At 58.1% G+C, this 26,397-nt stretch carries 26 protein-coding genes, 4 pseudogenes and 1 riboswitch; of the genes and pseudogenes, 16 read left to right on the top strand and 14 right to left on the bottom strand.

Annotated features, from left to right (window positions below; translation table 11 throughout):
• Positions 1-11: 11 nt before the first annotated feature.
• A complete protein-coding gene (locus tag ACZ1GU_RS12335; protein ID WP_472648276.1) occupies positions 12-1,994 on the bottom strand; it encodes a S9 family peptidase in 1,983 nt (660 codons plus the stop codon).
• 262 nt (positions 1,995-2,256) lie between these two features.
• On the opposite strand from ACZ1GU_RS12335, the pseudogene ACZ1GU_RS12330 reads away from it, so the two are divergent.
• From ACZ1GU_RS12330 to ACZ1GU_RS12315, 4 genes and pseudogenes are all read left to right on the top strand, one after another.
• Positions 2,257-3,551, top strand: a pseudogene (locus ACZ1GU_RS12330) (metal-dependent hydrolase family protein).
• Positions 3,548-4,483, top strand: coding sequence for an MBL fold metallo-hydrolase (locus ACZ1GU_RS12325; RefSeq protein ID WP_472648275.1), 936 nt, complete (start codon positions 3,548-3,550; stop codon positions 4,481-4,483). The pseudogene ACZ1GU_RS12330 and the gene ACZ1GU_RS12325 overlap by 4 nt, the downstream one beginning before the upstream one ends.
• Positions 4,484-4,601: 118 nt before the next feature.
• Positions 4,602-6,421 (top strand): annotated as a pseudogene (locus ACZ1GU_RS12320) (DUF885 domain-containing protein).
• Between the two features lie 10 nt (positions 6,422-6,431).
• Positions 6,432-7,304, top strand: coding sequence for an MBL fold metallo-hydrolase (locus tag ACZ1GU_RS12315; RefSeq protein ID WP_472648274.1), 873 nt, complete (start codon positions 6,432-6,434; stop codon positions 7,302-7,304).
• 3 nt (positions 7,305-7,307) lie between these two features.
• Here the strand turns inward: ACZ1GU_RS12315 and ACZ1GU_RS12310 are convergent, their stop codons facing one another.
• The gene (locus ACZ1GU_RS12310; protein WP_472648273.1) at positions 7,308-7,640 is read right to left on the bottom strand and encodes a hypothetical protein; all 333 of its coding nucleotides are present in this window, start codon (positions 7,638-7,640) and stop codon (positions 7,308-7,310) included.
• A 16-nt stretch (positions 7,641-7,656) separates the two neighbouring features.
• Positions 7,657-8,310, bottom strand: a complete 654-nt coding sequence (locus ACZ1GU_RS12305; RefSeq protein ID WP_472648272.1) for a hypothetical protein — start codon at positions 8,308-8,310, stop codon at positions 7,657-7,659.
• Positions 8,311-8,470: 160 nt separating this feature from the next.
• Between ACZ1GU_RS12305 and ACZ1GU_RS12300 the strand changes: the two genes are divergently transcribed.
• The gene (locus tag ACZ1GU_RS12300) at positions 8,471-9,073 is read left to right on the top strand and encodes a thiamine biosynthesis protein ThiC (protein ID WP_472648271.1); all 603 of its coding nucleotides are present in this window, start codon (positions 8,471-8,473) and stop codon (positions 9,071-9,073) included.
• Here the strand turns inward: ACZ1GU_RS12300 and ACZ1GU_RS12295 are convergent.
• Complete coding sequence (locus tag ACZ1GU_RS12295; protein WP_472648270.1) at positions 9,070-10,188, bottom strand: NAD(P)H-dependent flavin oxidoreductase; 1,119 nt, start codon at positions 10,186-10,188, stop codon at positions 9,070-9,072. The two genes, ACZ1GU_RS12300 and ACZ1GU_RS12295, sit on opposite strands and share 4 nt — an antisense overlap.
• 49 nt (positions 10,189-10,237) lie before the next feature.
• Positions 10,238-10,347, top strand: a riboswitch (TPP riboswitch).
• Positions 10,348-10,382: 35 nt separating this feature from the next.
• Between ACZ1GU_RS12295 and thiC the strand changes: the two genes are divergently transcribed.
• Together thiC and ACZ1GU_RS12285 are read left to right on the top strand one after the other, a co-directional pair.
• A complete protein-coding gene (gene thiC, locus ACZ1GU_RS12290) occupies positions 10,383-12,248 on the top strand; it encodes a phosphomethylpyrimidine synthase ThiC (protein ID WP_472648269.1) in 1,866 nt (621 codons plus the stop codon).
• Positions 12,249-12,411: 163 nt separating this feature from the next.
• Positions 12,412-12,609: a hypothetical protein gene (locus ACZ1GU_RS12285; protein WP_472648268.1), complete on the top strand. Its 198-nt coding sequence runs from the start codon at positions 12,412-12,414 to the stop codon at positions 12,607-12,609.
• Between the two features lie 436 nt (positions 12,610-13,045).
• On the opposite strand, the gene ACZ1GU_RS12280 is transcribed toward ACZ1GU_RS12285, so the two are convergent.
• The 3 genes from ACZ1GU_RS12280 to ACZ1GU_RS12270 all read right to left on the bottom strand — a co-directional run bounded on the left by ACZ1GU_RS12280 (position 13,046) and on the right by ACZ1GU_RS12270 (position 15,021).
• Entirely contained in the window at positions 13,046-13,564 is a 519-nt protein-coding gene (locus tag ACZ1GU_RS12280; protein ID WP_472648267.1) for a winged helix DNA-binding protein, read from the bottom strand.
• A 336-nt stretch (positions 13,565-13,900) separates the two neighbouring features.
• Positions 13,901-14,527: a lipocalin family protein gene (locus ACZ1GU_RS12275; protein ID WP_472648266.1), complete on the bottom strand. Its 627-nt coding sequence runs from the start codon at positions 14,525-14,527 to the stop codon at positions 13,901-13,903.
• Between the two features lie 35 nt (positions 14,528-14,562).
• Entirely contained in the window at positions 14,563-15,021 is a 459-nt protein-coding gene (locus tag ACZ1GU_RS12270; RefSeq protein ID WP_472648265.1) for a YaiI/YqxD family protein, read from the bottom strand.
• A gap of 627 nt (positions 15,022-15,648) precedes the next feature.
• On the opposite strand from ACZ1GU_RS12270, the pseudogene ACZ1GU_RS12265 reads away from it, so the two are divergent.
• A pseudogene (locus ACZ1GU_RS12265) lies at positions 15,649-15,863 on the top strand (cold-shock protein).
• Positions 15,864-15,935: 72 nt separating this feature from the next.
• Here the strand turns inward: ACZ1GU_RS12265 and ACZ1GU_RS12260 are convergent.
• The 3 genes and pseudogenes from ACZ1GU_RS12260 to ACZ1GU_RS12250 all read right to left on the bottom strand — a co-directional run bounded on the left by ACZ1GU_RS12260 (position 15,936) and on the right by ACZ1GU_RS12250 (position 16,923).
• Complete coding sequence (locus ACZ1GU_RS12260; RefSeq protein WP_472648777.1) at positions 15,936-16,541, bottom strand: OmpA family protein; 606 nt, start codon at positions 16,539-16,541, stop codon at positions 15,936-15,938.
• A 93-nt stretch (positions 16,542-16,634) separates the two neighbouring features.
• Positions 16,635-16,718, bottom strand: a pseudogene (locus tag ACZ1GU_RS12255) (DUF2853 family protein); the annotation flags it as partial.
• Positions 16,719-16,740: 22 nt separating this feature from the next.
• Positions 16,741-16,923 (bottom strand): DUF2853 family protein, encoded by a 183-nt coding sequence (locus ACZ1GU_RS12250; RefSeq protein WP_472648264.1) that lies wholly within the window; start codon positions 16,921-16,923, stop codon positions 16,741-16,743.
• Between the two features lie 307 nt (positions 16,924-17,230).
• On the opposite strand from ACZ1GU_RS12250, the gene ACZ1GU_RS12245 reads away from it, so the two are divergent.
• The gene (locus tag ACZ1GU_RS12245) at positions 17,231-17,584 is read left to right on the top strand and encodes an HPF/RaiA family ribosome-associated protein (protein ID WP_472648263.1); all 354 of its coding nucleotides are present in this window, start codon (positions 17,231-17,233) and stop codon (positions 17,582-17,584) included.
• Positions 17,585-17,746: 162 nt separating this feature from the next.
• A complete protein-coding gene (locus ACZ1GU_RS12240; protein WP_472648262.1) occupies positions 17,747-17,995 on the top strand; it encodes a hypothetical protein in 249 nt (82 codons plus the stop codon).
• A 48-nt stretch (positions 17,996-18,043) separates the two neighbouring features.
• Here the strand turns inward: ACZ1GU_RS12240 and ACZ1GU_RS12235 are convergent, their stop codons facing one another.
• The 3 genes from ACZ1GU_RS12235 to ACZ1GU_RS12225 form a co-directional block, all read right to left on the bottom strand.
• Positions 18,044-19,249 carry a hypothetical protein gene (locus ACZ1GU_RS12235; protein WP_472648261.1) on the bottom strand — a complete coding sequence of 402 codons (1,206 nt, stop codon included), beginning with the start codon at positions 19,247-19,249 and terminating at the stop codon, positions 18,044-18,046.
• Positions 19,250-19,331: 82 nt separating this feature from the next.
• Complete coding sequence (locus tag ACZ1GU_RS12230; protein WP_472648260.1) at positions 19,332-20,237, bottom strand: FAD-binding domain-containing protein; 906 nt, start codon at positions 20,235-20,237, stop codon at positions 19,332-19,334.
• Positions 20,224-20,550, bottom strand: a complete 327-nt coding sequence (locus tag ACZ1GU_RS12225; protein WP_472648259.1) for a hypothetical protein — start codon at positions 20,548-20,550, stop codon at positions 20,224-20,226. Before ACZ1GU_RS12225 ends, ACZ1GU_RS12230 begins: the two co-directional genes overlap by 14 nt.
• 190 nt (positions 20,551-20,740) lie before the next feature.
• Here ACZ1GU_RS12225 and ACZ1GU_RS12220 point away from each other — a divergent pair, with 190 nt between their 5' ends.
• The 5 genes from ACZ1GU_RS12220 to ACZ1GU_RS12200 all read left to right on the top strand — a co-directional run bounded on the left by ACZ1GU_RS12220 (position 20,741) and on the right by ACZ1GU_RS12200 (position 24,010).
• Positions 20,741-21,316: a fasciclin domain-containing protein gene (locus ACZ1GU_RS12220; protein ID WP_472648258.1), complete on the top strand. Its 576-nt coding sequence runs from the start codon at positions 20,741-20,743 to the stop codon at positions 21,314-21,316.
• A gap of 149 nt (positions 21,317-21,465) precedes the next feature.
• Entirely contained in the window at positions 21,466-21,894 is a 429-nt protein-coding gene (locus tag ACZ1GU_RS12215) for a COG3650 family protein (RefSeq protein WP_472648257.1), read from the top strand.
• Positions 21,895-21,899: 5 nt separating this feature from the next.
• Positions 21,900-22,313 (top strand): hypothetical protein, encoded by a 414-nt coding sequence (locus ACZ1GU_RS12210; RefSeq protein WP_472648256.1) that lies wholly within the window; start codon positions 21,900-21,902, stop codon positions 22,311-22,313.
• 204 nt (positions 22,314-22,517) lie between these two features.
• Positions 22,518-23,603, top strand: coding sequence for a PAS domain-containing protein (locus ACZ1GU_RS12205; protein WP_472648255.1), 1,086 nt, complete (start codon positions 22,518-22,520; stop codon positions 23,601-23,603).
• The gene (locus ACZ1GU_RS12200) at positions 23,603-24,010 is read left to right on the top strand and encodes a response regulator (protein WP_472648254.1); all 408 of its coding nucleotides are present in this window, start codon (positions 23,603-23,605) and stop codon (positions 24,008-24,010) included. Before ACZ1GU_RS12205 ends, ACZ1GU_RS12200 begins: the two co-directional genes overlap by 1 nt.
• 24 nt (positions 24,011-24,034) lie before the next feature.
• Here the strand turns inward: ACZ1GU_RS12200 and ACZ1GU_RS12195 are convergent, their stop codons facing one another.
• Positions 24,035-25,480 carry a S41 family peptidase gene (locus ACZ1GU_RS12195; RefSeq protein ID WP_472648253.1) on the bottom strand — a complete coding sequence of 482 codons (1,446 nt, stop codon included), beginning with the start codon at positions 25,478-25,480 and terminating at the stop codon, positions 24,035-24,037.
• A gap of 284 nt (positions 25,481-25,764) precedes the next feature.
• On the opposite strand from ACZ1GU_RS12195, the gene ACZ1GU_RS12190 reads away from it, so the two are divergent.
• Complete coding sequence (locus ACZ1GU_RS12190) at positions 25,765-26,355, top strand: YbhB/YbcL family Raf kinase inhibitor-like protein (RefSeq protein WP_472648252.1); 591 nt, start codon at positions 25,765-25,767, stop codon at positions 26,353-26,355.
• Positions 26,356-26,397 lie beyond the last annotated feature (42 nt).

The following is a 26,397-nucleotide window of genomic DNA, read 5'->3' as shown; positions in this document are numbered from 1 at the left end:
GCAACGTGACCTTAGCAGTCGCAATCGTCGTCCAAATCCGTTGCGCTCGCCCCTTTCGCACCTTCAGCCAACGTCGGTCGTGGTGCTGGCAGTGGCGCATTGCGATTGCCTGTCTTCAGATAGGTGTCGAACCACTCCATCATCCGCAGATTGTAGTCATAGCGGCTGGCGGCGCGCTGGTTGCCATGCGGCTCGCCCGGATAGAGCACGAAACGCACCGGCGTGTTCGGCTTGCGGATCTTGAGCGACCGGTAAAGCTCGAACGACTGGCCTGGATCGACCCGCGTGTCGCTGTCACCATGCAAAATCAGGATCGGCGTTTCCGCTTTGTCGACATGATAGATCGGCGAGACTTCGAGCATCGCCTGCCAATCATCCCACGGCCATTTGCGGCTGTGCACATTGTACATCTCGTAAGGGATGTCGCCGGTGCCGAACTTGCTGACTTGATTTGAGATGCCCACGAACATCACGCTCGCCGCATATTCAGCCGAGTGATAGGTCGCCCCCCAGGCGCTCGCATATCCGCCGTAAGAGCCGCCGGTGATGCCGGTACGGTCGCCATCGGTGATGCCGTCTGCGACGAGCGCGCGCTTAGCATCCACAATGTCAACGAATTCAGGATCGGTGTAATTGCCCTGATGCTGCTTGGCGAATGCGACGCCATATCCGGTCGAGCCGCGATAGTTCGGCAGGAAAACGGCATAGCCTTGCCCGGCTGCAACTTGACCAGGCTTCGAGTAAGCCGTCTGCCAACCATTGCTTTCATGCGCTTCAGGGCCGCCGTGGATGTTCATGATCGTCGGAGCGCCGCCAGCGGGAACACCGCCCACGGGCTCTATCAGTACGCCTTCAACCCGCTGACCATCGCGCGCAGTGTAGGTGTAAGTGCGCTGGTTGCCAAAGCTGATTTCGGAGAGCCACGGATTGTGCGTGGTCCAGCGCTCAAAGCCGCGACCGTTCTGGACGAACAATTCGGTCGGGTGCTTGGGGCTATCGGCTGCGACGGCCAGTTTTCCGCCCGAGGCATCCAAACGGCGCAGGATCAGATCGCCAGACGATTGCTCGGCGCGCACGCTGCCGTTTGTATTGTAGATCCGCAGCACGCTTTGCGCGCCCTTGTGGATAATCGCAGCGAGCCGGCCATTAGCGAGCCATTCGGCATCAACTGCGGCTTCCTCAGCGCCTGCATTCAGCGCGCGGTAGCTGCCGGTTGCGGTGTCGACCAAGTGCAGGGTCGTCGCTGCCGGGTCGTTCATATCGACGCCCGCGATCAACGAAAGCTGGCGGCCATCAGGCGAGATTTCAACATCGTCAATTTTGCCCGGCGTCTCCACGACAGCGCGAACCGCGCCGGTGCCAAGATCAATGATATTGACCCGCTTGCTGGTGTAGCTGTCATCGACCAGCGGGGTAGGCGCGGTATCGACAATCGCGAAGGAGCCATCAGGCGCAATGTCGAAGGCGCTGACGAAACCGGGCAGCGCGATTTCGCGAGGGCTTTCGTCCACCTCATCGCCAACGCGTGCGGCAAACATGCGTGCAGGCTTGAATTCCTCTTCATAGACCCGCGCGTCAAAGCCGCCCTTCTTTTGCTTGCTGCGCTGTTTGTCTTCTGCCGCGTCGGTTAGCAGATAAAGCGTGCCGCCATCCGGGCTCCAGCGATAGCTGCGCACATTGGCGTCTTCGATCTCGGCGAGCTTTTTGTATGTTCCGCCGTCCATCGGCACGCCCCATACCGCGCGGTCCTCTTCCTCTTTCGCCCACAGGAAGCTGACCATGCTGCCATCGGGAGAGAACGCGACGCCGCCGGGTGAGATGTCGTCCGGCAGATAGGCGCGGGCCTCACCCGCACTGGTCGCGACTTTCAGTTCCTGTGTGAACGTGCCGTCATCCTCGCCTTCGGTGACATCGGGAAGGCTCGAAGTCGTGAATGCGATCTGGCTGCCATCGGGTGAAACGACCATCGCGCCGACCGATTCAAGTTTAGCCACATCTTCCGGTGTCATCGTACCGCGCCTGCGCGGTGGCGGCGATAGAGACAGAAGCAAACAAAGTGGCGGTCGAAAAGGCAAGCCGGTTCATGGGATGGGGTTCCTCGTTTGAAACAATCTTTCCCGTTCCCATAGCGGGAGTCCAGACAATGGCAAACGCGAAGCGTGCAACTTACGCGTTGCATCTGAAACGAGACCGCCCCTTGTGCATCCTTGTCGGTCGCGCTTATCAGAGCGCCAAATTTAGAGGTGAGGTGTATCGATGCGCAGACTTACAAGAATGGTAGCCACCACGATAGCTTTGGCGGCAACGCTCGCCGCTCCAGCTATGGCAGAGACGATTGCGATCCGCGCGGGAAGTGTGATTGTCGATGCAAATAGTGAGCCGACGGGCCCAGCGCTCATCATGGTTGAAGATGGAAAGATCGTCTCAATCGAACTGCTGGAAGACGCCAGGCCTGAGCCTCTGATTGCGGACGTGGTGATAAACCATTCCGACAAAACAGTGCTGCCCGGCCTCATCGACCTCCACACGCACCTGTCGGGCGATCCATCGGGTGAGTTCTGGCGCGCGGCGACCAACCCGCCCGAGTGGTACACGCTGATTGCGGCCAAAAACGCGCGCCTTACTGCGCTAGCTGGCTTCACAACTGTTCGCGATCTTGGCTCACGCACCGATCAGGTCACACAGAGCCTTCGCCGTGCAACCGAAAGCGGCGTAGTGCCGGGGCCGCGCATCGTCACTAGCGCGCGCACTATTGCGATTGTCGGCGGGCATGGCGATGTGAACGGTTTTCGCAAGGAAGTGAACGATGCGATCACATCCGACTTTTCCTGCACCGGCCCGATCCAGTGTGCCGAGCGGGTCCGCACCGCATCCAAATATGGCGCGGACTTGATCAAGATCACCGCGACTGGCGGGGTCCTCTCCCAGCAAGGACGCGGACTCGAAGCGCATTTCAGCGACGCAGAAATGAAGTCGATCGTCGATACGGTACCGAGACTCTGGGCCTCAAAGTCGCGGCACACGCGCATGGCGCACGCGGGATCGAAGCGGCAGCGCGTGCTGGCGTCCACACAATTGAGCATGGCACTTACATCGACGAGGCTGCTGCTAAGGCGATGAACGCGAATGGCACAATCCTGGTCCCGACCCTGATGGCGTTTGAAGGCATCAAAAAGAATGTCGGCACCGGTTATTACACTCCGGTTGTCGATGCGAAGATCAATGAGGTCGGCCAAGTTGCTGGCACCATCGTTCAACGCGCGCAGCGTTACGGCGTGAAGATCGCATTCGGCACCGATGCCGGCGTGTTCCCGCATGGCGAGAATGCCGGCGAATTTGCGCTGATGAGGGCGGGCGGCATGTCTGACCGCGCAGTGCTCGCAAGCGCGACCACGGGCGCTGCCGAAGTCCTGGGGCTGGCGGACGAGATTGGCCGGATCGCACCGGGCTTTTCCGCTGACATGATCGCGGTAAATGGCAATCCGCTGGCCGATGTCACCGTGCTAGAAAACGTCGATTTCGTCATGGTGCGCGGACGCGTCATCGAATGATCCGCACAGCGCTCGCCGCGTCGCTGGTGTCCCTCGCTGCGCCCGCTGCCATCACCGACGCCGAGCAATGCCAGCGCGAACTGGTGGTGCTGGGCGCGGGGCAGGATGCAGGCGCGCCGCAGATCGGCAATGCGGCGGACAACGGACCGCGCCTGCTGCCCAGCGCGCTTGGCGTAATCGACCGCGCCAACGGGCAGCGCTTCTTGTTCGATGCGACACCCGCCATCACGCATCAGCTTGCTCTGCTGGATGAAATCGCGCCGCCCAGCGCCGGGCTCGGCATTGATGGTGTCTTCCTGACCCATGCGCATATCGGCCATTATCTCGGGCTTGCCTATCTTGGCCGCGAGGCAGCAGGCGCGGATCAGGTCCCGGTCTTCTCCATGCCGCGCATGGCTGCGTTCTTGCGCGAAAACGGTCCCTGGAACCAGCTTGTCGAGCTCGGCAATATCGCGATCACCGACATGGCGGAGGGGAATTTTACCACGGTTTCGGACGAGTTTGGCGTGCTGCCGATCGCGGTCCCACACCGCGATGAGTATTCGGAGACGGTCGGCTTCCTGCTGATGACGCCGGACAAGCGCGCGCTCTACATTCCCGATCTCGACAGCTGGGAAGAGTTCGAGGCGGCGAGCGGGCAACCGCTCGAAGATCTTGTGATGGGTGTCGATTACGCTTTTATCGACGCCACATTCTGGGACGACAATGAATTGGCGGGCCGCGATATGTCGGAAATTCCTCATCCACGCGTGCTTGGTACAATGGACCGGCTGGCTGACTTGCCTGATAGCGAGCGGGCCAAAGTGCATTTCATTCACTACAATCATACCAATCCGATCCGCAGTCCGGAAAGCGCGGAATCGAAACTGGTGGCGGAGCGCGGCTTTGGCGTTGCGAGGCGCGGCATGCGCTATTGTCTATCGGACGACTGACTAAGTGATCATACGCTGATCGACCCGCTTCGCCCGCTCGTCGGGCGGGCGGTTGCCTCGTGGTCAATGCGGGCCTAGTTCCTCGACCGATCGAATAATTGTGACTGGAAATCGAGTTATGCTTCTCAGAATTGCGTTTCTGGCAACCGCCGCCTTCGCGCTCCCGGCAGTGCCCGCGCTTGCCGATAATCATGTAGAGACAACGGCCTCCGACGAGACAGAGCAATCCGAACGCGACCGTCTGTTCGCGCTGTTCGCTGACAGCGACGAGCGAGGCCTGGAGCTTAACCCGCTTGGTCGCCTGTTTCGCGGCGATGATGAGGATGCCGACAAGCTTGGCGATTTTCTGACCGACGCTCAGTTTTACGCCGGGGTTCGTAACACGCAGCTCAACCTCGCTCTGCTAGCGCAGATTGACCGCGACAAGCTGTCTCCCACGGACCAGCTTGCCTATGATGTGTTCGAATACAATCAGGAACAATCGCTGCTCGGCAGCACGGAAGAGATTTACGACCTCACCGTGGTGCGCCCGGTCAATCACTTCTCTGGCTTCCACACATTCTATCCGAATTTCGCGAGCGGGCAGGGCGCTGCGCCGTTTAAGACGGTCGCGAACTATGATGACAACCTTGCGCGCCACGACGATTATATCGCGATTGGCGACCGCGCCATCGCCCGCTTCCGTGACGGGATGGAGAGCGGCGTTGTCGAGACCAAGCTGACGATCAACAATGTGATTGAGCAGCTCACCACGCAGATCGAAGTCCCGATTGCGGATTCGCAATTCATGGGGCCGGTAAAGAACTTTCCCGAAAGTTTCTCCGAAGAAGATAAAGCCCGCCTAACGGCTGCTTACGAGGCGAAGACCAAGGAGATTTACGCCTCGCATGAGCGCATGCGTGACTTCCTTCGCGATGAATATCTTGCCGCTGCGCGCGACACTGTCGGTCTCAGCCAGATGAAGGGCGGCGACAAGCTCTATGCCCAGCTGATCGAGAGCACGACCACGCTGCCGCTCACCGCCGATTACATTCACGATCTCGGCCTGTCAGAGGTTGCGCGCGTCAAAAGCGAACTTGAGAAGGTGCAGCAGGAAGTCGGCTTTGAAGGCACGCTCAACGAATTCTTCGACTATGTCCGTACCGACCCGCAGTTCAAGCCGGAGAGTCGCGAGGCGCTGACCCAGAGCTATTACGATATCGGCAAAGAGGTCGACAAAAAGATCGGCGAGTATTTCTCACTGCTTCCCAAGAGCGAGCTTGAGATCAAGCCGTATGATCCCTCGATCGAACAGTTCAGCGCGGGGGGTCTTACCAGTCGGGTACGCCCGATGGTTCGCGCGCCGGTGTGTTCTATTTCAACGCCTATGACCTGCCGAGCCGCCTGACGACCGGCAATATGACGCTTTACCTGCACGAAGGCGCGCCGGGTCACCACTTCCAGATCAGTCTGGCGCAGGAAAACGAGGCGCTTCCCGCCTTCATGCGCTTTGGCGGGACGACTGCATTTATTGAGGGCTGGGCGCTCTATGCCGAGACTTTGGGGTATGAAATGGGCTTCTTCGAGGATCCCTGGAACCGCTATGGCACGCTGCAGGATGAGCAGCTGCGCGCCATGCGGCTTGTCGTCGATACCGGCCTTCATGCCAAGGGCTGGAGCCGCGAAAAGGCGATTGATTTCATGCTCGAGAATTCGGGCATGACACGCACCGAAGTTGTCGCCGAGGTTGAGCGCTACATCGCGATCCCCTCTCAGGCGCTTGCTTACAAGATCGGCGCGCTCAAAATCCAGGAATTGCGCAGCGAAGCGGAAGAAGCGCTTGGTGACGATTTTGACATCAAGGAATTCCACGCTCAGGTTCTGGGCACTGGCGCGCTGCCTTTAGCGGTCCTCGAACAGAAGATCGACCGGTGGATCGCGGGCGAAAAAGGCGGCTGAGGAGCGCGGTATGATGCGATTGGTTGGCGGAGGTGTAGCCTTGGGACTGGCGCTTGCGCTGGCAGGATGCGGCGCCAGCGAGCCAAATGCTGAAGCACGCGAAGCGGGCGGCGATGCTGTCACATCGATCCTCAATGCAGGGGTCAGCACGCAGCTGGGCGAAGCCAAGTTTCTGTTCGATCCGCTTTATGACAACCATTTCGGCTCGCTCGCAGAGATGGAGCAGCCGCTAATCGAGGCAATTATCAACGGCACCGCGCCTTACGACAATGTCGATGCAGTATTCGTCAGTCACGCTCATGGAGATCACTTCTCGCCTGAGTATTTCAACCGGCTGATGGCCGCGCAAAGCAGCGTCCGGATCGTCGCGCCCGAGCAGGCGATTGCTGATATGCGCGAGCACAGCTTGTGGCAGGCTGGATTTGAAGATCGCATCACCGCGATTACGCTTTCCAATGGCGAGGCAAGCAAGAAATTCGACGTTGCAGGCGCGATCGTCGAAGCGATCCGCACGCCGCATTCGGGCTGGCCCGAGCGCCACGCCGATGTACACAACATCAGCTACCGCGTGTCAGCCACGCGCGCTTCGGGCGATCCGGTTCGCGTGATGCACATGGGCGATGCCGATCCGGCGATGCAGCATTTCACGATGAATTCGAAGTTCTTCTGCTGCGCGCGCACCAATCTGGTGATGGTCCCCTTCTGGTTCTTCCGTGAGGAGGGGGCGGATATGCTGATCGACCGCACGCTAAATGCGCAGAGCGCCGTTGGCGTGCACGTGCCGCAACAGGTGCCGGCATGGCTGGCCAATAGCGAGTGGCGATATTTCACCGCCGAGGGCCAGCGAGCGGAAATCCCGAGTTTCGCGCCCGCGCGGGACTAAAGCTCAAATCCAGCTGGGCGAGTTCGCTTCGAGATAGGATTTCAACCCGCTGCCTTCGGGTGCTGCGGCGAGGGCGCTTTCATACCGTGCAGGCACGCTGTCGCATCCAAGCTCGGACCATTTTTGCGCGATCTGCGCGTTGCGTTCGGCATCTTCGCTCGCCTCTCCGGCAAAGTGATTGCAGATCGACAGACGGCTTATCAGCCCGCCCGTTTCGCGTGAAGCTTCTGTGGTGTATTGCGCCAGCACGCCCTTGTCCGCGATAAAATAGGCATCGACCTTGTTGAATTGGGGGAAGCCATTTTCTTCCACGGTGATCCCATATCCATCGGCCATCCCGTCGCGACTCAAATCAAAGGTCACACGTACCGCCGGCATTAATGAAGTGCAGGGCGTTAAACTGATCGTCCTGGGCCAGAAACCCGCTGCGATATTCAATCTCCGGCTCGGCGCTTTCCGGTGCGCCGCGCAGCACCAGCTCACCATCCTCGGAGGTAACGATCATGGCGTTCGAGCCATCGGTCGCCATCATAACGATGCTGTCGTTCTCGATGCAGTCGATCTGGTACTCTTCGCCTGCCGTGACGCTGGATAGACCTGCCGTGGCGCTGGGCAAGTCCTGCTCGCGCATGCCTGGCGCGATAAAGTTCAAGGTGAGATATTCATCCTCGCGTTCGGGATTGCCCACGCGGAAATGCCGTTTGCCGGCGCTGGCATCGACCGGGCTCAAGGTGATTTGTAGAGGACCGCCTTCGGTCCGCGCAATCGCGGGCTTGTCCCCTGAGGCTGGCTGGATCCCGAAAAAGCGCCTGCCATCTGTGGTGATACACAGGTTTTCAACGCGCGTGTAGCTCGCCGGGATGCTGCCTTCGTCGTTGATCAGCGCTTCGTTGAGCACCCAATAGCTGCCTTTGTCAGTCGTTTGCGTGACCGGCTGAGCCTCGCTGGCCAATGCGGGCGTCGCGCCAGCGAGAAGGGCAAGCATTGATATGAATTGAAGCCGCATATTCTGATCTCCTACGTTTCGAATGTGCCCGAAACTTTCTCGAAGTCAAAGCGATGCTTGGAAGAGTTTGCATTTTGACTGGCGAAACCCTGGCGCAGTAACCTTTACGCGGCGCCGCACGAATGGTGTATGAATATCATCAATTCAAAGGGGCACAGCAATGGAATTTACTTTCAAACGCACCGCGCAATTTGTAGCATGGATGCTTATCATCGCGGCGGTCACGCAAGCGTTTTACACCGCGCTTTACATCAATGAAGTCGACGTGCCGCGCCAGATGCTGTGGGGCAGCGAAGCCTTGCTGTTTGTGGTCATGGCCGCGTTTGCTGGCTCGGCTTTGGCACAGGCGAAGAGCCTGCATCTGGGCTGGTCTGCCATCACGGCGACCGCGGTGTTGAATGTAGTGCAGGTCGGTGTTGGCCTGACGATGTTCGGCCCGTTCTTTGAGGCTGCAGGCCAGAACGAAGCGCTGGCCCCGGCGGCGCAATCTGTCGTCGCGTTCTCGTTCATGGTCTACAACGCCGCCAAGGTTCTTCTGGCCCTGGCGCTGATCGTATTCGGAGCGGCGCGCCTTGCCGATGGAGCCAAGGCGATTGGCGGGCTCAGCGTCATCGTCGGCATTGTCGCGATGGCGGCGAACACCGCATCGATGGCGTTCGGACGCGATGTGACCGGTGAATTGCCGCTTGCAGGTGGCTCGGGCGTCCTCGCGACGATCTTGCTCGCGGTGTGCTTGTTTGGCGCCGCGAAGCAGGCCGACTAGTCGAAAGCGCTCGACAGCGTTTCGAACCCGCTGGCAAAGTCCGCTTTGAAGTCCTGCACGATGGTGCCGACGCCGCGCGAGTCTTTGACAAGACCAAGGCCCTGTCCGACCCAGTAGCTCGAGAGCGCCTGTGCTTTCGGATTGCCCGCCACCGCCGCGCTGTCGAGCGCGCGCAGCACAGGCTCGGCGAGCAAACTCATGAGAGGCATAGGTAGAGCAGGGAGACCTGCCGCCTCCCAGCGTTCGTGCCATTCGCTTTTGAGCTGGCGGCTGAACTTGCCGGTGCGATGTTTGGAGCGGATCGTGTCGCGCGATCCCGCCGCGATCATTTTCTCGCGGAATACCTCGTTCGTCTCGGCTTCGGGCGAGGCGAGCCAGACGCTGCCGCACCACGCTCCGGCCGCGCCCATCGCCATCATGCCTGCCATCTGACGACCGTTCATGATTCCGCCCGCAGCCAGCACGGGGATGTCTGCGCCTACCTCTTTCAACGCGCCGATCACTTCGGGCACCAGCACAATGGTCGCAACATCGCCGCAATGCCCGCCGCCTTCGCCGCCTTGCGCAACGATAATATCGACGCCAGCCTCGACCTGCTTGAGCGCATGCTCCTTCGCGCCCACGAGCGCGGCGACGGGGATGCCATGCTTCTTGCCCGCCGCGATCATCTCCGGCGGAGCGGTGCCCAGCGCATTGGCGATCAGACGCACCGGATGGTTGAAGCTGACCTCCAGCAATTCTTGCCCCAGCGAAGTGTTCGGCGCTTGAGAACCGCTGCGCGGCGCTCCTACACTCTCGTCGATCCCGCACTCGCGCAGCAATTCTCGGGTGAAGTCGCGATATTCTGACGGGATTTGAGCGACGATCGTATCCATGCTGACCGAGTGATCGACCGCCTGCACTTCGGGGATCAGAACGTCGACGCCGTAGGGTTTGCCATCGACATTATCGTCGATCCAGTTGAGCTCATGCTCCAGTTCTTCAGGCGTGTAGCTGACCGCGCCCAGCACCCCAAAGCCTCCTGCACGGCTGGCTGCGGCCACTACATCGCGGCAATGCGAAAAGGCAAACAGGGGAAATTCGCATCCCACCATGTCGGTCATCTTGAACGGCATTTATCTCTCCAGATTGGCTGGACGTTCGCATGCCATAGGTTTACAGCCTCGGCCATCCCCGGGGAGCCAGCATGTGGCTGAGAGGGGCGCGTTGCGGCGTCCGACCCGTTGAACCTGAACCTGTTAACACAGGCGGAGGGAGCGGGTTGCTGTCTGTCAGTGAACCGCACTCCGTCTTTGAGGAGAGAGCACGCATGGCCGACATCAATTCCCCCGTAGAAATCGGCGTAACCACAGGCTCCATTCGCGGCAGCCGCAAGGTCTATGTTGGCGCGCGCACCGGCTCCGGCGTTCGGGTCGCCATGCGTGAGATCGACCTAGAGGGCGATGAGCCGAGTGTGCGCGTCTATGACACCTCCGGCCCCTACACCGACCCTGACGCGAATATCGATATCAATGCCGGCCTTCCCGGCCTGCGCAGTGACTGGATCATGGCGCGCGGCGATGTCGAGGCCTATGACGGGCGCGAGGTAAAACCCGAAGACAATGGCCAGCTTGGCCCGGACCGCAGCGGTGGCGTTCCGCAATTCCCCAATGTGGTCAAGCGCCCCTTGCGCGCCAAAGCCGGCCAGAACGTCACCCAAATCCACTATGCCCGCAAAGGCATCATCACGCCGGAGATGGAATATGTCGCCGAGCGTGAAAACCTGGGCCGTGAAATCGCCAAAGATTTGGTGCGTGATGGCGAAAGCTGGGGCGCGGAAATCCCTGATGTGATCACGCCGGAATTCGTACGCAGCGAAGTCGCGCGCGGGCGAGCGATCATTCCCAACAATATCAATCACCCCGAAAGCGAACCGATGGCCATCGGGCGCAATTTCCTGGTCAAGATCAACGCCAATATCGGTAACTCCGCCGTCGCGTCCGACGTCGCCACTGAAGTCGACAAGATGGTCTGGGCAACCCGCTGGGGCGCGGACACGATCATGGACCTTTCTACGGGGCGCAACATTCACGACACGCGCGAATGGATCATCCGCAACTCCGCTGTCCCAGTGGGAACCGTGCCAATCTATCAGGCGCTTGAGAAAGTGGGCGGGGTCGCCGAAGACCTGACCTGGGACATCTTCCGCGACACTCTGATCGAACAGGCAGAACAAGGCGTCGACTATTTCACCATTCACGCCGGCGTGCGCCTGCCTTTCGTACCGATGGCGGCCAAGCGCGTCACCGGGATCGTGTCGCGCGGCGGATCGATCATGGCGAAATGGTGCCTCGCGCATCACAAGGAAAGCTTCCTCTACGAGCACTTCGACGAGATCTCAGAGATCTGCGCCGCCTACGACATCGCCTATTCGCTTGGCGACGGCTTGCGCCCCGGCTCCATCGCGGACGCAAATGACGAAGCGCAATTCGCCGAGCTCTACACTTTGGGCGAGCTGACCAAGCGCGCCTGGGCGCAAGACGTGCAGGTGATGATCGAAGGGCCGGGCCACGTGCCCATGCACAAGATCAAGGAGAACATGGAAAAGCAGCTGGAGGCGTGCGGTGAGGCTCCGTTCTACACGCTTGGCCCCCTCGTCACCGATATTGCGCCCGGATACGACCACATCACCAGCGGCATCGGTGCCGCGCAGATCGGTTGGTACGGCACCGCGATGCTCTGCTACGTCACGCCCAAGGAGCACCTTGGCCTGCCCGACCGCGACGATGTGAAGGTGGGCGTGGTGACGTATAAGTTGGCCGCTCACGCCGCCGACCTCGCCAAGGGTCACCCGGCGGCGAAGGTCCGCGACGATGCGCTGTCAAAGGCACGCTTCGAGTTTCGCTGGCGCGATCAGTTCAACCTGTCGCTCGACCCCGACACGGCCGAGCAGTATCACGACCAGACGCTCCCCGCAGAAGGCGCGAAGACTGCGCATTTCTGCTCGATGTGCGGGCCGAAATTCTGCTCGATGAAGATAAGCCAGGAGGTGCGGGAGTTCGCCGCGAAGCAGAACTCGGACCCCGATAGCTTTCTTGCCGCGACCGCGCCGGTTGAGGACGCAGAGAAGGGTATGGAGGAGATGAGCCGGGTTTATAAGGAAAAGGGGCAGGAGCTCTATCTGCCGGAGGAGTGAGAGCTCCTTATTTATGGAGCGAGCACAGAGCAGGTCGCTTCTTCGGGCTTTCGACGCGCTGGAGGTATGCGCGCGACGTCCAGCCCGTCAGAAAAGAGCGATAAGAAATCTTGGTTAGAGAGTTTTAATTCGGAATTTCTTGGCCACTACCTAGCGTGGTGGCATGACCGACGAGAACCATGAATTGCCTGTCATTTCGGACGAGATGCTTGATTTCTTAGCGCAACGAGACCTATTCGAGCGCAAAGGATCGAAAAAGCATATTTTCGGTTTTGTTTGGGAAAAGTTTGTAATTCTCGGAATTCTTGCCTTGGCGTGGCTTTCAGCCTTTTGGGGCGTCTATTCCTTCGTGAGCAGTTAATTGAAAATCACCAAACACGTCGGTTAGATAATCTTGAATCATTTCGCGACCAGTGTCTGTTAGTTGCAGATAGCGCGCCGAGGGAAGAGCTTCGACAGAGGAGCGTTTAACGAGTCCTTCTATTTCGAGATATTTAACCCATCGTTGCCCAGACGTTCCGCTTATACCCGCTTCCGTTGGGACGCGTGTAGCCAAAAGGTCGTAATCACTTAGCTCTGCGATATATAGTTCTAGCAGTATTGCCCATGCAAAGTCTCGCGTTTGTCTGGACCTGTACAACCTCGTTTTGTAATTTTCGCTGCGTTTCGCAACCTCTGCAAGAGTCAGCAAATTAGAATGAGAATATGTCAGCCCCCTGCACATCCAGCGTCAATATTTTTTGACAAAAACATTGTAAAGTTAAATCGGATTAATTTGACTTCAGTTTTTGTGGTCGCTATCTTCTTCGATTGGTCAAAATCTCATTATTGCAATCACGCACATAGTTCGACATTGCTAAACGACCTTTCGGGGTAAGCCTTGTCCATGACCTACGGCGATCGAACCGATCATCGACACGCTCAACCCAACCATCCTTTACCAGGATATTTATCCATCTAAGTGCGGTCGTCGCCGGCACGTTGGATGTGAGGCATAAGGATGTAACCGAACATGGATATGCGTCTTCTTCGCTAGCGCTGAGCGCGAGAATCATAGAGTAAAGGGGGTTCGCAATCGGTAGCCCGTCGAACTGTGAGATCAGGCTGTCTTGGAATTTGAGAAGCGTCTTTGCCTTTTTGGCATCTGTTTCTCCGAGAAATCTAGTATCAACTGAGCCTGAATTTATTGTAGCTTCGTCAACAATACTTAATTGAGAAAATAATAGGCTTTTCGCCTTCTCAAGATGAGAAACATATCCTGACAGGTTGATAAAATCAGGTTCGTTTTTGCTTTTAACCTTAGTTAGTTTGTTCATGACTAACTTTTGAGTTGAAAGTGAAATTAGTTCAATATGGTTCATTTCCCAATAAATTTGCAATTGAGGCGCAGAAAATATCCAAGAGCGCTGCAGTTGAAGCCTTTTCGGTGCACTATTGCCACCCTATTGATGCCAAGTTCGGATTTCGACCCGTCGGAAGAATCCGCGGGGTTGCGTCACTAACCCCGTCCCATCCCCACCAGCACCCGATCCAGCGCGTGCAAAAACCGCGAGCGATCGGCTTTGTTAAACGGGGAGGGCCTCCTCCGCTGCCGCTAAGCGGGCCGTCCATCCCCGCGCGCGCTAACTGCTACCTGTTTTGCTCCAGCGCTATCACCTATGCTCGGTCATTCGCACCAGATCCCAATCGTATCCGAGCTCGCGCACACGGGTCTCTAGCTTCACGCGAAGCTCCGCATCCGGCTGAGCCTCGCGCGTGAGCATCCACAGGTACCGCCCCGAAGGCTCGCCGACGATCGACCAGGCGTACTGCCCATCCGCATCTGACTCGCTGCGGTCGAGCACCCAATAATCGCCAAAGAACGGGCCAAAAAAGCTGACTTTCAGCTTCGCACCGTTTGAACCCTCGACCACTTTTGCGCGGCCAGTCGACTGCTCGAACTTGCCATCAAGGCTGTCTTGATAGCACGAATTGACCACTCGAATTTTGCTGTCGCCAGACGTCTCGCGCAGCGAGTATTCCGCCGTCACGCCCTCGCACCCTTTCTGAAATGGCGCTTCGTAGCGGGCGTACTCGTACCATTTGCCAAGATAGGCGGAGAGCTCCACCGGCTTTGCCGGCTGCGGTACGCTGGCATTGCCAACCGGGCCGGGCGAGCCGACGCAGGCCCCCAAGGCAAAGGCGACGGGCAGAGCGAGTAGGGAAAAGCGGTTTATGGTCATCCCGCCATAATAGCAGAGCATGATCGCTGTTCCCTGAACGCGCGTGCGATTTAGCATGCGCTGACCTTTCTGCCCGACATTTGGGGGCCGCATCAGGGGAGCCGAGACAGCTTGCCCATGACCTTGTCCAGCTCTTGCAAAAACCGTGACCGGTCCGCCTTGCTGAACGGCGGAGGGCCGCCCCCAATGCCGTCCATTCCGGCGCGCAGGTCTTCCATAATTGCGCGGGTCGCAATCGCGCTGCCGATGCTGGCGGCGTCGAATGGCTTGCCATTATGTGCCAGCACCTGAGCGCCCGCTTTTAAACATCGTTCGGCGAGCAGGATATCGCCTGTCACCACCACGGTCCGCGCATCCGCATTCTCAGCAATCCAGTCATCCGCAGCATCAAAGCCGTCATCGACAATAACGCGTTTTACGCGCGGATTATCGGGAATGCGGAACGGTGAATTGCTGACCACGCGCACCTCCGCCTTGAACCGCTCTGCGACGCGGTAGACCTCGTCCTTCACCGGGCAGGCATCGGCATCGATAAGGATCGTAATGGGCATGACCCCTCTCCTAGTCGGCGCAAAGCCCGAACACCAAGCCCAATCCGCCGACCGTCATTAGGTCAACGCACGCGACCGTGCTACACTGGGAATCTGCTACCAGTCGCGATCGACGGCCCACGGCGCTCAACAAGTGCTATTTTCCTTCCATTACGCCTCTTAGCGCACGCGTATTTGCGCCGACCCTGGCGCCCGAGCGCGTTTCGGAAGGATAGCCGCCATGGACCTCAATCAGCTTCTCTACCAGCACCAGCGCGCCGTGATGAACGAGCGCCAAAGCAGCAATCGCACCGGTACCGAGAGACTTACTTCAATCTCGTTGATTATTACGCCAAGCGTGTTCGTGAATGCCGCCGCGAGTTGGGCGTGGGCGAGCATCGCTGGGCCATCCGCCAGGGTCACTAGGCGGCCTTGCGAACAATAATTAGGCAATCGGGTAATAACCTGCTAAATGATGCGCGCTGACGTCGGAATTTGCGACGGAACTTGAAATTTGCGCTCCGCCGTTTGGTCACATGGCCCCCGGCGTTAACCGGACGACGACTTCCTTTCATCTGAACGAAACACGCACAACCTGTGGGCATGTCGCTCGCGGGCAATTCTCACGTTCTTGAAAGGAACATGATCATGGCCACCACTGGCACCGTAAAATTCTTCAACACCGACAAAGGTTACGGCTTTATCGCGCCTGACGATGGATCGAACGACAGCTTCGTTCACATCAGCGCGGTTCAAGCCGCTGGTATGCAGACGCTCGATAAAGATCAGCGCCTCAATTACGACGTTGAAACCGGTACCGCAATGGCAAGGAAAGCGCCGTAAACCTGTCGGCTGCTGACTGATTTCTGACGCTTCGGCCCGTGCCCACCTGCTTTAAGGGTGCTGTGCGGGCCGGGGCGTTTCTACACCATACGTTATTCGACGACGGTGATCTCCACACGCCGCGCCTCGGCATTGCTCATTTCCTCAGTGGTCGTGTCATCGGGCCGCACCAGATCGGTGCGCGCTTCGGCGAGACCAAGGCCGGTCAACGCGGCTTGCACGTTTTGCGCGCGCTCGCGGCTCAGCCTTGCGTTGATCTCGGCATTTCCGGTCGGATCGTTGAAGCCCGAAATCTGCACGGTGGAATCCGGATTGGCATCCAGATATGCGCGAAGATCCGTGGATACGTTTTCAAAGTCGGGTGTTACGCCAGAACTGCCGGAGTCGAAATAGACCGTCAGCATCGGGCGGCCGTCTCGCTCTGACGCGGTGACACCGGCGCCTTCGGGAACGACGGGTGCGGGTGCAGGTGCAGGTGCTGTTACCGGCTCTGGTTCAGGCTCGCGGTCAAGGATGGTGTTGCTTGCCCAAAGGGCGACGATTGCGGCGAAAATGATCGCACCAAACATGACCAGCCCGGCGATGCAGCCGATACCGGCGAGGCCCGGCGCGCCATCATCATCGCCGTTCCCGTCAAAAGCGGTGTAAGGCGATGCGGCGGGCGCGGGAGATGCGGCGGGTGATGCGGCTGCGGCCATGGCGCCGGCAGGTGCTGCGGCCATCGCAGGAGCGGCGTTGGAGGGTGCAGCAGCTGTGGTCGCACCAAAGACGCCAAGCGCACCCAAGTGATCGGCAAGCAGATAGTAGACGGTCACCCGGTTCTTGGTCGCGTCTGCCGCCATGCGCTCACCCACGGCAGAGATGGCCGCATCGAGACTGGCGTCGCTTTCTGTGCGGCTAGAGTTTCTTCTTCAGGAAGTTTTCGCGAACCCGGTCCGTCTCGGTCGGCTCGCTAAAGTCGACCTGGCTGGCATTGGGCGTGCGCAGCGCTATGCCGCAATATTTGATGATTTTGTCGACGACGCCTTCGTCAGCGTTCGCTTCGTAACGGCGCACATCGGCCAGCCAGTCTTCAGCCATTGCAAATCCCCTCGCAATTGGCGCGGTTCGTCAAGCTGATCCCGTGCAGACCTAATCCCGCGCCATATGGATGGACTCGCGGACTGCGCCTCGTGTCTTAACTGGATTGACAAGAATGACAAGATGACTGGACAGCAAACGTGTCAATCAGGTGTGACGAAAGTTTGAATCGCCTGACCTCAAGCAAGCGCTTGTAGTTCGATAATCGCCGGTGCTGACATCGCCTTGCATCCGGGCCTTGCGTTCCGCGGTTTCGCCCCCATCTCGAATGAAGGCAGAAGCTTTTGAGAGAGAGGAGCATCAACAGATGTCCAATATGCAGTTCCAGTTCAACTCGGACAGTTCGGTGATGGGCACGGAGAACGTGGCTGAACGGATCGAGGCAGCGGTTCGCGCCAAGCTTGCACGGTTCGAGGATCGTCTGACCCGCGTTGAGGTGCATGTGCGCGATGTGAATGGTGCAAAGCACGGGGCCGAGGACAAGGAATGCATGATCGAAGCGCGTCCGCGCGGCGGAAAGCCAATCGGCGTGCACGGCAGGGCGGACAAGGTTGATGCAGCTGCTCGTAAGGCAGCAAACACGCTTGCGCAGCGTTTGGAGCGGGTGTTCGACCGCGAAGGCAAGCATGGCCACGACCCGCGCCCTGACAAGGTGATGTGATTACCTCAATGACTCGTATGATTAGGTGATTGTGCATAAGTCTGCTAAAACGATTGCCTATCCCAAAGATTCAGCAAAGCCGCCGATTCTCTGCGGTAAGGCTGGCGGGCGCTCTTGAGCGCAGCAGCCGGGTTTTGTTGATCAGATAAAGAGAGACCATTCATGGCCCAAACCTACGAATTCTACACGGAACGCGCTGACGAAGCGGCTGCTGCAGCAGCCAAGGCTGATCTTGCGAATGTTCGCGAGCGGCATTTGCGTGCGGAAGAAACCTGGCGCGGATTGGCAGAGCAAGCGCGCAAGACTGTTGCTGACCGCGCTCGCGCGGATGAAGAGCGCGCTGCGCGTCGTGCTGCAGAAGCGGAAGCGGCTGCTGCCAAGGCACAGGCGGCTGAAACCGAGACGGCCTGAGCCGTCAAAGCATTACAAGATTAACGTAAGAGGCAGGCGCTTAGGCGCTTAGGCCCCTTTGCGACCGAATGCTTTCCTCCGGATTCCGCGCCCCGACAGGCTCGGCATTGCCGGTCTATTTGGCGCACGCGCGACCATTTTCGGAGGAGAAGGGTCGGGAGCGCTGGGCGGTGGCGCACTTTGTGGATCTTTGGCCCGCACTTCGAAGGATGCTCCGATCCCCTCGGCGAGTTTGCGCTTCTCGCTCCACTCATTGGCGAGCTCTGCCTTTGCCTCTCCGTCTTGAGGCATGATGTCGGCGGGAAAAGCGCGATCATCGATCACGTTTTCTTCAGGTACATGCTCGTCTGAGACAAAGCCATATTTGACGTGTTTAAGAGGGGTCAGTTCGTAAAACGGAACGCCCAGATCGCCTTCTTCCGGGTCGGCATCCCGATATGTCACCCGATAGGATAGCGAGCGATCTTCCGGACCGAACGTGTCACCATCGGGGATAACATAGCCGTTCTCCATCGTTGCGATGCGTAGGAAGGCGAGGATAGTCTCGTAATTTGCTAGCCACGGCAACTCGCTCGGCTCGACCAGAATCTCGCGGCCTATCCAATGACGCGCGCCAAAGGTGCGGATGCCGAGTTTTTGTGGTTCGCCGGCAGCCGCAATTGGCCCGAACAGGAACGGGTGGATGTGCAGAGGCCCTGGCGTGTCCGAGTTGGCCGCATAGGCTTCAAATTTTTCGTAATCGAACAATTGATCTGATTGGGTCCAGTGCACGGCGCTGGGCTTTGCATGATCGCAGATCACGCGCGTCATGAGGGTTAGCATTTCCAGCTTCCGGTGGAACTGCGTCTGACTGGCCCCGGCCTGCGGCATTCCTAATTCGCTGAGCATCCCAGCGATTTCAGGGATGTTCTCCACGCCGCCCATCACGCCATGCGAGATCTCTATCAAGATGTGGCTTTTCGAAAGCATCACGCGCTCGCGAATATCGGGGCAAAGCTGGCCTGTGATCGGTGAAGAAAACGCCGCGTGAAACACATCTGGGTTCGCCGGACTATCGAGATACTCGAACGTGAGCATCAGCTCTTCATCGCCGTTGAACAGGCGATAGAATTTGCCCGGATTGCTTTCCGGTACATTGAACGTTGCGCCGCTCTTCATCTCTTCGACGCGGGCGAAGTCTTGCACGGCTTGTTCGAGAATATCGATCGGTCGATCAAAGACCAACGCGGTCTGTAGTCGATTGGGATACTTCATTGCTACTGCCCCCGATTGTGGCAGGCAGATATATCTTGGAGCGGTAAGGGTTTGGTTAAAGGCTGAAAATGTCGATAATGGCCTAGCAGAGACCAAGGTCTTGCAAGATTCCTTCAGACTTCTTTTTGACACCGAAAAAGCCAGCTTTAGCGTGCGGCCATGTCAGGCGATTGAGCGGATGGAGAAGGGTGGTCGCCCGACCCTCTTCGACCAGCGGTTGAAGCTCCGGCCACACAGCATCACGCGTCCAGCCAGTGGGCAGATAAGGCATGGCGATCCGCTCAATCCCTGCATCCGAGAGAATTGCAGAAAGCGTTTTGTCGGCAGTCCAGATGACGCTCGAGCATTCAAATTCCCGAGCTGCAGCCTCAACGCCCCCGGCCACGCTCTCTTGTGCAAACGTGGCAGCAGTCTCGCCGGTTTGCTCGGGAGAACGCGCTTGCGGCTGTGCGGTGCCTATCACCAGCGAGGGGTTGTTCGGGAGGTCGAACGGCACGTGGCTTGCCGCTTCATCATGCAACAGCAGAGCGTAGGGTTGATCGAATGCTGTCGCATCGGGTTCATCGGGCAGGTCGAGCGGCTGGCGGCCGTGCTCGCGCGGCTCCTCAAGTGCTTCGGCTTCATCCGAGAGTCCTTGAGCGGACAGCGGGCCTTGCGGATGATTGGCCGTGTAGCGCTCGATATTGTCTTCACGCGCGAGATAGGTTTTGCCCTTGGTGTGCAATCCTGCGACCCAGCGCCAGCTCAGCGTGTTTGACGCCGCATCACCGTCCATCAGATGCCGCAAAAAGAAATCCGCGCCCAACTGCCAATCTAGCTTCAGAGTGAAGACCCAGATGCTGGCAAACCACATGCGTGCATGGTTGTGCAGATAGCCGGTTTCGAGCAGTTCGTGCGCCCAATGGTCAAACGCTTCGATACCCGTCTGGCCTGTAGTCGCTTGACTATAGGCTTTTTGCAGGCCGGAGTTCTGATCAAGACGCTGCAACGCCGCATCGCGCTCTTCGCAATACGCCGTCCAGATGCTCGTACCGCTGCTCGAGATAGCCCTTGAAATAGACCCGCCAGAAAACCTCTGCGACGAACTTTTCAGCAGACTTTGGCCCGTGCTCTTCAAGCGCAGCCGCGCAGACCTCAGTCTCGCTCAACAGTCCTGCATGCAGCCACGGCGACAATCGCGAGACATTACTGCGCTCTACTCCATCGTCGAAATTTCGAGCGTCGGCATATTTGCGCCCAGCTTTCGGCAGAAAGGCTTTGAGGTGGTCTAATCCTGCGACGCGTGTCGGTGTCCATTGCATGAAGGTGTAACACCGGATTTACGCACTGGTTCCAGCGCCTGCGCGTAACAATCTTACGCCTGCGGGACATAATTTTCGGAACATCCAAAGGCTCCATCCGTTCGTAACTGTAAGCGGACTGGCAAAGCGTACCGGTTCCCATTCCACTGGGATGAAACGAATTTTTCCCCAACCCCCAAAGGATTATTTCATGAAGACCCTCAATTTTGCACTCGCATCAACTTTAGCCCTTTCGCTTGCCGCATGCGCTCCAGGCGCAGAGACTGACGCAACCGACACGACCACCGCTGATGAAACTGCTGTCGCTGAAGATGCAACCACTGGCACGATTGTTGAGGTTGCACAGGGCAATGAAGACTTCTCGACCCTCGTAGCAGCCGTAACCGCCGCAGAGCTGGGCGAAACATTGTCGGGCGAAGGTCCGTTCACCGTGTTTGCCCCGACCAATGACGCGTTCGGCAAACTGCCAGAAGGCACCGTCGAAACGCTCACCACAGAAGACACCGACACGCTCGGAGCGATCCTGCAGTACCACGTCGTAAGTGGTGCCGTGGATGCCGCGACCCTGACGACCGCGATCGAAGGCGCAGGTGAAGGTGGCTACACTGTCGAGACTGTCGGCGGCGGCACGCTGACCGCTACGATTGATGGTGAAGCCGTGGTGCTGACCGATGCAGCGGGCGGAACCGCGACGGTCACAGCAACCGACGTGGCAGCATCGAATGGACTGATCCACGTGATCGACACCGTATTAATGCCACAATAAATTCGATTGAAACTATTGAGAAAGGCGGGTCATTTTGGCCCGCCTTTTTTGTGCCTGTCGGGGAAAATCTTTGATCGCCCGTGCATAGGCCGTGACCTTGATGGAGTGATGACGTAATGGTCCAGCGCGATGACAAAAGGTCAAAGTCTATGCAAATCTCTCTAGCCAAGGGCGCTGGGATTGCTCTCTCGATGCTTGTCGCAGGCTGCGCCAATGGCGGCGATGACCGCGCGGACACGCCCAATCGGTTCGATGCGATTTCACCAGACGAGCGACTGACACTGGCTGGGACCGAACCGTTCTGGAGCATGGCAATCGAGGGCGATACTCTCACCTATTCAGCGCCAGACCTTCCGGATGGCGAGACAATTCAGGTCGATCGATTTGCCGGCAATAACGGTCTCGGTTTTACCGGAGAGCTTCAGGGACGGGCGCTGCAAATTGCTGTGTCACCAGGGCTTTGTAGCGATGGCATGAGCGATCAGGAGTTCGCCTACACTGTCACAGCCGTGTGGGGGGAAGATACTCTCTATGGATGCGGAGAGGTCGGCGGCGTCGGGCCAGAGATTGAGGATTGAATCTAATGAGCACAGAAGCTGAAATCGAGCCCAAGGATGAAGGCGCTGCAACTCGAGTGCAGGCAGACGCTATTCCGGGTTACTGGCCGCCATTCTTTTGGGCGGCGACGATCTTCAACCTCATCTTCGGCCTGGCCGCGATGCTAAGCCCTGAAGCCAATATTGACGTGCGCATGACGGGTCTGTTGGTTTTCAGTTTCGGCATTGTCTATTTTCACGTTGCGCGTGAGCCGCTTCGGTTTGGCCCCGTGATATGGGCGGGTGTGCTGTGCAAGATCGGGGTCGTAGCGCTGCTCGGACCGCAGATTTTTGGCGGAGCGATTCAGCTGCTGCCAGCTATTGCATTGGTAATCGAAGGTTTTTTTGCGCTCGGCTTCTTGATTTTTGTACTCTCTGTGATGGACGAAAACGAAACGTAGTTGCGAAAATTTGGCCGCCGTCACCTAAAGGCTAAATGACTACCCAGATTTTTTGCAAGTTTATACCTTATGGCGCATTTGCCTTGCATGAAATCGTCCTCGACGCGGTGATGTTTCTTGGAACAGCTGCGGCCTTAGTCCGTTGAGCTAATAACAACAAACATGGTCCGGCAGAGACTGAATACGCCGGGAAAGTGAAATTACGTGAATACCGACGACGAGAATGATCGTTCGCGGCCAAACCAGGCTGCGATGCGGTTCGATGATGCGCCTGAGCGCTTTAAGTCAGGCCGCGGCGAAGATAAGTTTATCGGTGCGTCCGGTGTACTTTTCGAACAGGCAATGGCGCAAACGCGCATGGCAATTTGCTTGTGTGATCCAGATCTACCAGGCTTGCCGATTGTCTTTGCCAACCGCGCTTTTCGCAGGCTGACCGGATACAGCGAAGACGAGATCCTGGGTCGCCCTTGCAGCTTTTTGCAGGGCCCCGACACCAATCCAGAGCCCATCGCGCGCATTCGTGAAGCGCTGACGAATGAGGATGTCGTGGTGGTTGAGCTGCTCAACTATCGCAAGAACGGCACAAGCTTCTGGAATGCGCTGCACCTCGGCCCAATCTACAATGAGCAAGGCAAGCTGGTCTATTTCTTCGGGAGCCAGTGGGACGTCTCTGACGTTCGCGCGGCGCGTTCGCAGGCCTTGCACGCCAAAGATATGGCGCGCGAATTATCGCACCGCATGAAAAACATGTTCTCGGTCATTTCTGGCATCGTGAACGTCACCGGGCGGGTTCGCGGAATCCGCGATGAGGCGGCTGAGATTAACGCTCGCATCCAAGCGCTTGGCCGCGCTTACGAGACCACTCTGGACGACGCATCGTCGGGCAGCATTGATATGGGTGAGGCGATCAAGGCAGTGTTATCCCCTTATGGCAGGGAAGACGGTCGGATAGTGCTGAATGGAACGGATGACGTTCGAATGCCCTTTACCACCGTTTCGATTGTCGGTTTAATCCTCCACGAGCTCGCCGCGAACGCAACCAAATATGGCGCGTGGTCAGTCGATGACGGCCAAGTCAATGTCGCTTGGCGGGCGGAAGACGGCAACGGCTCGCTGGTCCTGGAATGGCACGAGAGTGGCGGGCCTTCGATCGATCAGTCGGCGATTGAACCTGGAACAGGGACAGCCATCGTCGATCGGCTGCTCGCAACAACGAGTGGAAGCATCGAGCGACGTTGGAGCAATGATGGCTTGTCTGTGACGATCACCGTTCCGGCGGGTAGGATGTGATGTCCGAGGCCGCCACGATTTTGCTGCTGGAAGACGAGCCACTGATCCTCATGGATCTTGAGTTCGCGGCTGAGGATCGAGGCTGCCGAGCGCTCTTGGCTCGCGATTGCGAAACGGCGCTTGCACTCCTTGGCGACGCAGAGCTCACGATTGACCTTGCGTTGCTTGATGTATCGCTTGGTGGAGGCACGACATGCTTTCCGATCGCTCACGAATTGGACAGACGGGGCATTTCTTACATCTTGCACTCAGGCGATCTTGATCGCCATAATGAGCGCATTCGCCGCCTCGACGCGCCGCTCATCGCTAAACCCTCAGCTGCAGGATATGTGATCGAGCAGGCTTTGGCTCACGCCCAAAACGACGCGACGCGCACTGATAGAGCGAGGAATATCGCCGCCGATTAGACGGCGATTATCATTCAAGTCGTATCAGAATAGTCCCGGCAGTTCGTGCTGCGCGGCATTCGGTCGATCGGGTTGCAAGATAGTTGGCGCGGCACTTCCTTGAGCTTGTTGTACGCCCGACGCGGAAATCGCAGTGCATGAGCGGCCCGCAAGGAAATCAAGCGCGGTTGCAATAGATGCCTCTGTCGGATCACCAAACGGCTTAAAGATATCGTCTTGTGCCTGGCAGGTGTTGGGCATTGAACTTGCGATGCCGCGGAAGTAATCGCCATTGCCATCGGCGTTGACCGTCTGGAAAGTGACGGCTCGCACACGCAAATCGCATGCCGCTAGGTCAAACGCGAACTGTCCGACCGGTTTGCCTGATGTGTCATCCCCGATCAGCGCCATGTTGTTCCCAAGATATGGGATCATGGAATTCATTACCAGCTCGCTGGCCGATGCCGAGCTGCGGCGACCGATAAACGCAATCTTGGTCGGAGCGAGCGCGTTGGCTTCGGTCTCAAACAATTCGGTGGTGTTTTCGCTCGATTTGGATTCGCGCAAGACTGTTTGGCTGAAGACCTGACCCACACGTCCGCTGCCCAACAGATCTCCGAATGTCTCGGCAGCGCTGACAAGACCGCCGCCATTATAGCGCAAGTCGATGATTAGCTCGGTCGCGCCTTCACTGCGGAATAAAGCAAAGGCCTCGCGCAGCTCGTCTGCAGTCGATGACGTGATAAAGGTACGCAGGTTGAGATAGCCGACTTTCTTGCCGCCATCGTCAATGATCGAAGCGCCGTAGCGATCGGAAACAGGGTCGAGCGAAAACTCGGCTTTGGAAACGCTCGTTTCAGTGGTCGTTCCGGTTGCCGTTCTGAACTGTAGAAAGCGCGCAGTGCCTGCGGTCGACGGTCCCAGCGCATCAATCACGGCTTGCGGGCCGCCTGATCCCATCAGTGATGAAACCGTTTGAAGGTTCGAACTTGTCGTACCGATAGCGAGCAATTCCGTGCCGCGATCAATGCCGGCACCAAACCCGGGTGCGTCTTCGTAAGCTTCGAGCACGAACACCCGGTCATTGACGGTGTCGTAGGCCAGGCGAATGCCGAAGCCGGCGCTTGCACCAGAATTGATCAAAGCCGTTTCTTCTTCGATCGAAGTGGCGAAGGTGAACCCGACGTCACGCGCCTGAGCGCGCGCCGGTGCAACCAGCGCGTCTAGATACGATTGGACATCGCTGAAGTTAGCCGCATTGGCGCTTGTGTCCACCAGATCAGGGAAGAGATACCATTCGTCGATAACCGCACGGGCAAAGTCTTGTTGCTCTCTCACAGTGCAACCAGCGGTTCCTCCACCGCCTCCACCGCCGCCGGACCCACCGCCAGAAATGCCGCCGCCTGTTGGTGTGGGCGTCCCGCCGCCACCCCCACATGCAGTAAGCGAGACAGCGAGGGTTGCAGTGATAATACTCCGACCGAGGGTCATGCGGTGCGACTCCAGATGATTTGTTGTGAATGTAGATAGAATTGCTGCTTTCAGCATGGCGTATGAACTGCCTGTGAGCAATATCATGAGGGTTAACAGCCGCATTTTTGCAGGCGAGGGGAGGAGATCGCGTCACAATGGCGTCGCAAAAACCTCATTCTGGCCTGATTTTTCACCAATTTACCCGAGTTTTCCTCAGAAACCGCCGCATTTTGGCCTCACGCACCTCGTCTTGGCTGCCCGAAGCGCCTAGCTTCCCCGTGGACTAGGAGGAAAATGCCCAGATGAGTGAACTGCCTGAATGGCTCAATTCTGCTATCCCTGCGCCCGCGCGGCACGGGGGTCTGGCGATTGCGCAACTAGGCAGCGAGCGCAATTTGGGGCGTGGTGGTTTTAAGCTCAGCAGTCCCGCTTTCGGGCCTGGAGAAGAGATCGATCCCTGCTTCAGCGCGCAGGAAGAAGACGCCGTAGCCCCTCCGCTCGAATGGACCGCACCTCCTCCCGGCTCGCAAGAGCTGATCGTGATTGTCGAGGACGGTTCGAGTGAAGGTTCTGAGCCTGCCTGCCACTGGCTGGTGTGGGGCTTGAAAGGACAAAAGGGCATGCTGCTTGAGGGCGAAGTTCCTCCGCGTGCCGGCAAAAACGCAAATGGCAATTCGGAATGGCTGCTGCCAGATCCACCGGTTGGCGAAACACGGCACTATGTGTTCCAACTGTTCGCGACTGAATTGCCGCTGACATTGATGCCCGGGGCGACCCGCGACGATCTCGTCGCATCGCTCAAAGGTACAATAACCGGGTGCGCCGTGATGGTCGCGCCTTTCACCGGATCCGAAGCCGAAGAATGGGTCGAGGATTTCGATGATGAAGACTGAGATTGAAGTTTAACATTTCGATTTTTTGAAACCTGCCACCAC

Source organism: Erythrobacter sp. HA7-11, assembly GCF_055693605.1.
This window is presented reverse-complemented; position numbering and strand designations above follow the sequence as displayed.

Coding starts and splice junctions, on each gene's coding strand:
- ACZ1GU_RS12215 (WP_472648257.1), top strand. CDS start 21,466: ATGCAAATCTCTCTAGCCAAGGGCGCTGGGATTGCTCTCTCGATGCTT.
- ACZ1GU_RS12260 (WP_472648777.1), bottom strand. CDS start 16,541: ATGGCCGCAGCCGCATCACCCGCCGCATCTCCCGCGCCCGCCGCATCG.
- thiC (WP_472648269.1), top strand. CDS start 10,383: ATGGCCGACATCAATTCCCCCGTAGAAATCGGCGTAACCACAGGCTCC.
- ACZ1GU_RS12315 (WP_472648274.1), top strand. CDS start 6,432: ATGATGCGATTGGTTGGCGGAGGTGTAGCCTTGGGACTGGCGCTTGCG.
- ACZ1GU_RS12270 (WP_472648265.1), bottom strand. CDS start 15,021: ATGCCCATTACGATCCTTATCGATGCCGATGCCTGCCCGGTGAAGGAC.
- ACZ1GU_RS12190 (WP_472648252.1), top strand. CDS start 25,765: ATGAGTGAACTGCCTGAATGGCTCAATTCTGCTATCCCTGCGCCCGCG.
- ACZ1GU_RS12325 (WP_472648275.1), top strand. CDS start 3,548: ATGATCCGCACAGCGCTCGCCGCGTCGCTGGTGTCCCTCGCTGCGCCC.
- ACZ1GU_RS12210 (WP_472648256.1), top strand. CDS start 21,900: ATGAGCACAGAAGCTGAAATCGAGCCCAAGGATGAAGGCGCTGCAACT.
- ACZ1GU_RS12225 (WP_472648259.1), bottom strand. CDS start 20,550: ATGCAATGGACACCGACACGCGTCGCAGGATTAGACCACCTCAAAGCC.
- ACZ1GU_RS12280 (WP_472648267.1), bottom strand. CDS start 13,564: ATGAACAAACTAACTAAGGTTAAAAGCAAAAACGAACCTGATTTTATC.
- ACZ1GU_RS12200 (WP_472648254.1), top strand. CDS start 23,603: ATGTCCGAGGCCGCCACGATTTTGCTGCTGGAAGACGAGCCACTGATC.
- ACZ1GU_RS12285 (WP_472648268.1), top strand. CDS start 12,412: ATGACCGACGAGAACCATGAATTGCCTGTCATTTCGGACGAGATGCTT.
- ACZ1GU_RS12245 (WP_472648263.1), top strand. CDS start 17,231: ATGTCCAATATGCAGTTCCAGTTCAACTCGGACAGTTCGGTGATGGGC.
- ACZ1GU_RS12310 (WP_472648273.1), bottom strand. CDS start 7,640: ATGGCCGATGGATATGGGATCACCGTGGAAGAAAATGGCTTCCCCCAA.
- ACZ1GU_RS12275 (WP_472648266.1), bottom strand. CDS start 14,527: ATGCTAAATCGCACGCGCGTTCAGGGAACAGCGATCATGCTCTGCTAT.
- ACZ1GU_RS12250 (WP_472648264.1), bottom strand. CDS start 16,923: ATGGCTGAAGACTGGCTGGCCGATGTGCGCCGTTACGAAGCGAACGCT.
- ACZ1GU_RS12220 (WP_472648258.1), top strand. CDS start 20,741: ATGAAGACCCTCAATTTTGCACTCGCATCAACTTTAGCCCTTTCGCTT.
- ACZ1GU_RS12300 (WP_472648271.1), top strand. CDS start 8,471: ATGGAATTTACTTTCAAACGCACCGCGCAATTTGTAGCATGGATGCTT.
- ACZ1GU_RS12295 (WP_472648270.1), bottom strand. CDS start 10,188: ATGCCGTTCAAGATGACCGACATGGTGGGATGCGAATTTCCCCTGTTT.
- ACZ1GU_RS12240 (WP_472648262.1), top strand. CDS start 17,747: ATGGCCCAAACCTACGAATTCTACACGGAACGCGCTGACGAAGCGGCT.
- ACZ1GU_RS12305 (WP_472648272.1), bottom strand. CDS start 8,310: ATGCGGCTTCAATTCATATCAATGCTTGCCCTTCTCGCTGGCGCGACG.
- ACZ1GU_RS12195 (WP_472648253.1), bottom strand. CDS start 25,480: ATGACCCTCGGTCGGAGTATTATCACTGCAACCCTCGCTGTCTCGCTT.
- ACZ1GU_RS12235 (WP_472648261.1), bottom strand. CDS start 19,249: ATGAAGTATCCCAATCGACTACAGACCGCGTTGGTCTTTGATCGACCG.